The organism is Hymenobacter antarcticus (genome assembly GCF_039539545.1).
Lineage (GTDB): Bacteria > Bacteroidota > Bacteroidia > Cytophagales > Hymenobacteraceae > Hymenobacter > Hymenobacter antarcticus.
This window is the reverse complement of record NZ_BAABDI010000043.1, coordinates 25,448-33,260: the sequence shown is the minus strand read 5'-3', so window position 1 is coordinate 33,260 and position 7,813 is coordinate 25,448. Positions and strand designations below refer to the sequence as shown.

4 protein-coding genes are annotated in these 7,813 nt (G+C 62.8%); all 4 read right to left on the bottom strand.

Annotation, left to right across the window (positions count from 1 at the left end):
* Positions 1-124: 124 nt before the first annotated feature.
* The 4 genes from ABD819_RS20120 to ABD819_RS20105 all read right to left on the bottom strand — a co-directional run bounded on the left by ABD819_RS20120 (position 125) and on the right by ABD819_RS20105 (position 7,705).
* Complete coding sequence (locus ABD819_RS20120; RefSeq protein ID WP_345127267.1) at positions 125-1,357, bottom strand: ABC transporter substrate-binding protein; 1,233 nt, start codon at positions 1,355-1,357, stop codon at positions 125-127.
* A gap of 137 nt (positions 1,358-1,494) precedes the next feature.
* Complete coding sequence (locus tag ABD819_RS20115; RefSeq protein ID WP_345127264.1) at positions 1,495-4,527, bottom strand: TonB-dependent receptor; 3,033 nt, start codon at positions 4,525-4,527, stop codon at positions 1,495-1,497.
* Positions 4,528-4,632: 105 nt separating this feature from the next.
* A complete protein-coding gene (locus ABD819_RS20110) occupies positions 4,633-5,328 on the bottom strand; it encodes a TIGR04282 family arsenosugar biosynthesis glycosyltransferase (protein WP_345127263.1) in 696 nt (231 codons plus the stop codon).
* Positions 5,329-5,797: 469 nt separating this feature from the next.
* The gene (locus tag ABD819_RS20105) at positions 5,798-7,705 is read right to left on the bottom strand and encodes an LTA synthase family protein (protein ID WP_345127260.1); all 1,908 of its coding nucleotides are present in this window, start codon (positions 7,703-7,705) and stop codon (positions 5,798-5,800) included.
* Between the last annotated feature and the right edge of the window lie 108 nt (positions 7,706-7,813).

Here is a 7,813-nt window from a genome sequence, read left to right as displayed (position 1 = left end):
CTGCCGGTCTGACCGCCCTAGGCGGTCTGACCGGTTGAAGCAACAACGATTTCGGTCCAACGACAACCGGTCAGACCGCCTAGGGCGGTCAGACCGGGGCATACGCTTACTTCTGCACGAGTACTTAGGAAGCGGGCACGGGCGCGCCTTCAATAACATACGTGCGGAAATCCTTCGATAGCCGCGTCATGTATTCCGGGTCGGGCTCGGGCAGGGCCAGGCCCTGGATGGCTTCGCGGCGGGGCGCGTAGCGGCGCGAGGGCAGCTGCTCGAAAGCCTGCCGCTGGGCGGCCGGCAATGCCTTCAAATTGAGTACGGTGTGGTCGCCCCACACATCGGGGTCCATTTTTTTGAGCTGGGCTTCGGGCGAAATCAGGAAGTTGACGACCAGCATGGCGGCCTCGGGGTGCCGGGCGTGGCGCACAATGCCCAGGTAGTGCGAGTTCTGAATGGTGCCGGGCGCGGGCACGTAGGCGCGGGCCGTGGCCGGAAATACCTTCTGGTTGACTTTATTATCTACCTCGGCATCGTTGTTCGAGAAAGTGAAGGCCACTTCGCCGTTGGCAAAGAGCTGGTGCAAGGGGGCCAGCTGCTCTGGAAACGTCTGGCCCTGTTTCCAGAAATAGGGCTTGCTGGCGTTCAGCTGCTGCCACAGCGCGCCCGACCATTTCTTGTACACCGCCTCGTCAAACTTGCCCTGAAACTGCTTCGGGTCGCCCGACAGCGCCATCATCCAGGATTTCAGCAAGGTCATGCCCGTGAATTCGTTGGGAATGGTGAACTGGCCGGGGTGGGCCTTCACGTAGGCCGGCAGCTCGGCAAACGACTTCGGCGGGCTGGTCACCCGCGCCGAATCGTAGATTAAATTGAACTGCACGTTGCCCCAGGGGCACTCCATTCCCGCAATGGGCTGCTGAAAATCGGTGCTGATGAACGGGTTTTGCAGGTCCAGCAGCGCGGCGTTGGGCAGCTTGGCCACGTAGGGGCCCAGCAGCGCATCTACCTGCCGCAGCTGGTAGAAGGTTTCGCCGTTAATCCAAACCAGGTCGGCTTCGCTGGGTTGGTCGGCCTGCTGCTCGGCGGCCAGGGTTTGCACCAGCCCGGCCCCCTGGCCGGCCGCAATTTGCAGGTCGATGCCGTAGCGGCGCTTCACCTCGGGCTTCACGTAGGAGTTCATGTAGCGGTTGATGAGCGGGTCGCCCTGCCACATCACCATGCTCACCGCCTGATTGCGGCCCGCGGCTTCAATTTGCGGCCAGGTCTGGGCCAGAATCTGCTGCGGCTCGCGCTGCTTCTCGGCGCTGCAAGCGGTGAGTAGCGCCAGGACGACGAGGAAGGAAAGGAATGGTTTTTTCATATAGAGAGCAAAACAACGTCATGCTGAGCGCAGCCGAAGCATCTCTACCGCGTAAGTAATCATTTACTACAGCGGTAGAGATGCTTCGGCTGCGCTCAGCATGACGTTCTCATTATTACCGTTTAACTGCCACCCAGTCACAGCGCGTAGCGCAGCCCGAACTGGAACTGGCGCGGCGCGCTGGCATTGCGCCGGATGATGCCCGAGCCAGCCGCGCCCACCTGAATCTGGTTGCTCTGCGTGGCGTTGTTGGCGTAGCCGCTCAGGTTCTGGGTGTTGAGCACGTTGAACACGTCGGCGGTCAGCTCCACGCGGCTGGTTTTTTCGCCGAAGCGCAGCGTGTACTGCGCGCCCACGTCAAACGTTTTGGCCCAGGGCAGGCGGTCGCTGTTGCGGCCTTCGCCGGGAAACCGGTCGGTGTTACCCTGGTAGGCGGAGCTGAAGGAGCTGCCGTCGCCGTTAAGGTCGCTGGTGAGCCCGGTAGCACCCGGACCCAGGGGAAATTTGTAGGCCCCCGCCACCCGGTTCACGGGCTGGCCGCTTTGCAGCAGGGCGGCTACCGTGAGGCGCAAGGCCGATACCGGGTAGTAGCTGCCGATGGCGTTGATAACATGCGTCCGGTCGTTGATGGAATTGGCGAATTCGGTGCCGTAGTTGTTGCCATCAGCGGCGCGGAAGTTCACGTCCTCGGTGTCGTTTTTCAGGTTCGAAAGCGTGTAGGACACGCGGTAGCCGTACTTGTCCTCGGCGGCATCTTTCTGGATATTGAAGCTGGCCGCCAGGTAGCGCGAGCGGCCCGCCGACTCGGTCACGACCACGTTGCGGGCCACGCCCGTCACCCGCTGCCCGTTGATGAGGGCGAAGGAGCCCGTGGCATCCGTCACAATCGGCACCGGGCGGGTGGCATCGGCCTGCGTCGTGGTGCGTACCACCACGTTGTTGGGGTCGGTCTGCGGATACTCGGAAACCGCATTCACGTTGCGCAACCGGAACAAATCGTACGAGCGGTTATACATCAGGTCCACGTAGAAGCGCGTTTTCGGATTTACCTGGTACTGGTAGCCCAGCGTGGCCTGGTGCGAGTAGGGGTTCTGGTAGCCGTTGGGGTTCAGGAGGCGGCGCTCGCCACCGAATACCCCGGCGCGCTGGCCCTGCAGGCTGGCCGCCGACGGCCCCTGCAGGTAAGCCACGTTGCTGGCGCTGGCTCCCTGGTTGCCGTCAAACGTCACGCGGTCAATGTTGGTGTTGGCGGGCAGCGCGCCCACGCGCACCAGCTCCCGGAGCTGGGCTTTGTAGTCGGCCGAAGTGGTGTTCTGCTGCAAGGCGTCGCTGTACACGGTGTACAGAATCTTGTCGTAGAACAGGCCGTAGCCGCCGCGCAGGCTGCTGCGGTCGGTCAGCTGCAGGTTGAAATTGGCGCGGGGCGCGATGTTGTTGCGGTCACCTTTTTCAGCTCCGCCTTTCGACAGGTTGTCGTAGTCGTAGCGCACGCCCAGCGTCACGTTCAGGCGGTCGGTCACGGCCACCTGGTCTTCCAGGTAGATGTTGTACAGGTTTTGAGTCGTGCCAAACGACTGCGGGCGCAGCTCCACGCCGTAGTTGGTTACTTGCGCATTAGCCGGAATATCGTTGATGCTCAGTCCGGAGCCCAGGTTGCGGCCCCGCAGCGCGTCCAGCTGGGCCTGGGTTAGCTTCACGGTGTAGCTGCCGTTGGGGTTGCCGCCGCCAAAGAGCGAATGCTCGGTGCTGATGATGCCGAAGCCACCTTTGAAAGTGTTGCGGCCGCTCAGCAGCGTAAATTTCTGCTGCGCCTGCCAGGTGCTCTGGTGCGAGTCGAAGAGGTAGCCGGGGTGGCCGAGCACGGCCACCGTTTGCTCGCCGGGGTTCTGCACGTTCACGTCGGGACTGTTGGGGTTGTCGGCCTTGCCGTAGTTCCAGCGGAAGCGGGCGTACTGCACGTCGGTTTGCGAGGTGAAGCGCTGGCCCACGTACACGTTCTGCGAGGCGATGTTGATGGAGTTGCGGTCCTGGCTGTTGCCCGTCGAGGCAAAGGCCACGCCGCCCTCCAGCCCGCCGCCCTGACGTTCGATGTTCACGTAGCCCACGTTGGCCCGCAGCGACGAGCGGAACCGCTCCGTCCAGCGCTGGTCGAGCTTGCCCGAGAGATAGGTGAAGCGGTTCTGGCCGCGCACCGTGGCGTTCACGCCCAACTCGGGCGAGGTCAGCAGGTTATCCTTAAAGTCGAAGGTCTGCTCAGCGTTCAGGTAGAAGAACGTTTTGTCCTTCACCAGCGCGCCGCCTACGCCAAAGCCGAACTGCTGACGCTGGAAGCCGCTTTTCACCTGGTTGCCGGAAAGGTCACGCTGCGCGAATTCCGTCCTGCCATCGATGCCCGGGCCCGGCCGCGTGAGGTAGAACACCTCCGCCGACAAATCATTCGAGCCCGACTTGGTGGTCACGTTCACGATGCCGTTGGCCGAGTTGCCAAACTCGGTGGAGAAGTTGTTGGTCAGCACGTTCACGTTCTGGGCAAAGCCCACCGGAATCGCGAAGCGCTGCCCCCCGAGGAAGTTCTCGTTGTTGTCGAGGCCATCAATCAGGTAATTAGTATACAATCCGTTGGCCCCGTTGATGCTCACATTGGGCGCTTCGGAGAAGAAGCCGGTGGCCAGCGTCACGTTGGGCAGGCGGTAGAGGGCGCGGGTGATGTCGCGGGCCTCAATTGGGATTTCGCGCAGCTCGCGGGCCGATAGCTCGGAGGCGACCTCCGCGTTCTGGGTGTTGATGGTGGTGGCGTTGTTGGGGGCGCGCACCGTCACGCCGGCCAGCGTTTGGGCGCTCAGCTGGGGCAGCACCAGCGTCACGCTGGGGCTGGAGTTGGCGCGTAGCACCAGGTTGGCTTCGCGCACGGCCTGGTACGTGTCGGTCACCGTAGTGCTCACGGCGTAGCTGCCGGCCGTGCTCAGGCCCCGGAAACGGGCCTTGCCCTGGGCATCGGTGGGGCGCTCGGTGCTGAAACCGATGGCGGCATTGTCGAGGTGCACCGGCAGGCCCACCACGGGCTTGCGGGCATTGTCGAGCACCGACACCACCAAATCAACTTGCGCGAAAGCGCGGGAAAAAGGAATGAGCAAAAACAGCAGCAACCACAAAGAGGCGAGCTTTTTCATAAGGAAAGCGTTGACGAGAAATTAAAAAATTACAGCCGTGCCGGCCGCGGCAAGTTTCCCAAGGGAAACCTGGCGGTTGGCTGGCACGCGAATTACCCGGAATAATCAGTGGGAGGGTGGGGCGCGTTGGGGCAGGTGCAAAGCCGGGGTTGCCAGCCGCAAAGCCGGGTGGCCCAAGGCCAGCACCGGGGGCGTGGCCCGCAGGCGACGCAGGCGGGTGCGTAGCTGCCCCGCGGGTAGCTGTGCTATAGTACCAGCCAAATCCTGGGCCGTATCCACGTCGGCCAGGGGCCGCAGGATGTGCAGCCGGGCGCGGGCTGCTCGTAAGCAGCGGGCCAGGGCCGGGCCCAGCTTGCCGGTTTGCCAGGGCAATCCGCGCCAGGCCTGGGCATCAAAAAAAGCCCGCTTAATGCCGAGCAGGTACACGCCGCCGTCGGTGGCGGGCCCCAGCACGGCATCGGCCGATGCCAGCAGGTGCAGCGCCTGCCGCAGCCGTCCCGGGCTCAGCTGCGGGCAGTCGTTGCCGATGACGATGAGCTGCTCGTAGCCCAGCCCGAAGCTGTGCGTGATGGCCGCCGTCAGGCGCTCGCCAAAGGTGCGGCCCACTTGCTGGGCTGATTCGACACACAGGAAATCGGCTCCGGCTTGCTGGGCTACCTCCGTGGCCCGCGCAATAAGCTGCGCCGCTACCGCCGCGTTGGCCGCCAGCGTGCCGTGGGGCACGAACCGCTTGTGAACTGCTTCGCCGCCTGCACTGCGGGTGAAGAGCAAAACAGCCGTCGTGGAGCGGGGTAAAGTCAAGGGAAAAATGCCGCAAGGGTGCAACTAAGAGAGGGTTGAAGCTGTCAGCAAAAAACGCGAAAAAAGGCCAGTGCATTGCTCATACGAGCCCGCTTGCGTTCCAGATTTAACTATAGCCACCGCTCACACCTAAATGAGCTAATGGGCAGGGTAATAAAGTGGGCTGTTTGCGAGACGGTTGACTCTGGGTTGAAAATGGCTCAGCCGGATTTCAACCCGGATTTTCTGAAATAAGCCGGGGCTTCGCTGGAATTCTGCGGGTAGTAGGCTTGCTGGCGATGGCTCAGTGCGGGTGGCAGGTCGAATTCGGGAGCTGAGAACTCCCTGCCGTTACGCACTCTCCTTGTTAAAGCGCCTCGGGGGATGTAGCGCGGACTTTGTAGTCCGCGAGTCTGCGCCGCTACAACTACTACACGGCGCAGACTCGCGGACTACAAAGTCCGCGCTACATCCTGCTGCGTAACATCAGTTACTTATACAGGCGGTTGTCCAGCAGCCCGTTCACGTAAAACTGTACGTTGGCGCGTAGCTCGTCGCCGTATTTCTTCACCAAAACCGGGTCGGGATTCGTCACCGGCTGGGTGGGGATGAAATGGCTTTGGTAGGGGTAGAGGCGTACCTGGTTGGTGTTGGTGAGCTCGGTCACGAAATCGGAATGCACGAGGTAGTACGATTCCCCGTCGCGGAAAATAGCCCGGCCGGTGCTGGCCGAATCAAACACCGAGGCACCGAAGGGCAACAGCGACTTTTGCTCCTGCCGCAGCCCCAGCACATCGAGCACCGAGGCCGGCACATCGGCTTGCTGGGTGATGCGGCGCGGGTTGGCGGGCGGCAGGGCCGGGCCGGGGCGGAAGAACAGCAGCGGCGTTTTGTGGTAGCCCAGCGGGTTCTGATAGCCGGGCCGGTCGGTTTGGGAAGTATGGTCGGCGGTGAGGATGAACAGGGTGTTGGCGTACCACGGCTGTTGGCGGGCCGCTTTGAAAAACTCCCGCAGTGCCAAATCGGCGTAGGCGATGGTGGGGTGAATGGGCAGTGTGCCCGCCGCAAACCGGCCCTTGTACCGGGCCGGCACCGTGAACGGGTCGTGCGCGCTGAGCGTGAACGCCGTGGCCATGAACGGCGGCTTGGTAGCGCTCAGCTGGCGGCTGAAGTACTGCAAATAAGGTTCGTCGGCAATGCCCCAGTGGCCGTCGTAGTCGGGGCTGCCGGCCCCGCCGGGGTATTCATTCAGCCCATAATAATGCTGCATGCCCGCAATGCCGCTGAACATATCGAAGCCCATGGTGCCGTTGGTGCCGCCGTGGTACATGGCCGTGGCATAGCCGTGCCGGCCCAGGATTTCGCCCAGCCCGTGCAGCTCCGCCGTCTGAAAGCTGGAGGTGATAAAGGGCTCATCCATGAGCGAAGGCAGGCCCGCGAACACGGCCGGCAGCGCCTCAATCGAACGGCGGCCGTTGGCGTAGTTTTCGCGCAGCAGCCGGGCCCCGGGAGCCACGGCCAGCGAATCGAAAAAGGGCGTGTAGCCGCCCTGACCACCGTTTTCCACGCCCGTGTACTCCGAGCTAAAGCTTTCCAGCAGCAGCAGCACCACGTTGGCCGGGGCGGCCGGCGCGGGGCGCACGGGCAACGGAACCGCGCCCAGCACCGGGCGTAAAACCATGCTTGCCGGAAAATAAGTGGCGCGCTCCACCGGCACTTCATCAAACGACTTGAGCACCGTGAACGTGCTATTCAGGGCCAGGTGACCCAGCACGGCGGGCTGCTGCTCGAAGGCCGCGCCCGTGCGCAACGGCTTGAGCTGCCAGCCCCCGCGCAGGCCCAGCACCACCAGGCCGGCCACCACCACAAATTCCAGCCCGCGCCGTAGCCAGGGCCGGCGGCTGGGCTCGGTAGCCAATTCAGCCTGGGTAGGCATGGGGCACAGCCGCCACAGCAGGTAAATGAGGCCCAGCAGCGGTACGGCCAGGTACCAGTAGTGCGCGCCAATCTGCCCGGCCTGCCGCGTAATGTCATCGCCAATCGTGTTCCACTCGTTGCTCAGCCGCCGCCCGATAAATTTAAAGTACTCCCAGTCAATAACGTTGAGCAGAAAACCCGGCACGTTGAGCGCCACAAACAGCCCGCGCAGCCCCAGCTGCCCGCGCCGCGCCCGCACCGGCACCAGCAGCGAGAGCAGCACCAGCGGCAGGTTCAGCCAGAGCAGCGCCGATACATCGAACCGCAGCCCGTGCCCAAATGCCAGCAGCACCGCGGCGGTATCGATGCTCCGAAACGTGGCGAAGTTGAACAGGTAAAAGCCCAGCCGCAACAGCGTGTACGCGGCCATCAGCAAGGCAAAGCGGCGCAGCAGCAGGCGAATGGCAGGGGAAGGGAACAAAATTCAGTTAAAAGTTAAAAGTGAAGAGTTAAAGTGCAAAGGAGGGCAAGAGTGATAAGAGGCTGTTTAGGGTTTCGAAAAAGCTGTTATCCTGAGCGGAGCGAAGGA

What these genes read in the sequence shown, in the direction of transcription:
- ABD819_RS20115 (WP_345127264.1), bottom strand. Translation starts at nt 4,527, where the DNA reads ATGAAAAAGCTCGCCTCTTTGTGGTTGCTGCTGTTTTTGCTCATTCCT.
- ABD819_RS20120 (WP_345127267.1), bottom strand. Translation starts at nt 1,357, where the DNA reads ATGAAAAAACCATTCCTTTCCTTCCTCGTCGTCCTGGCGCTACTCACC.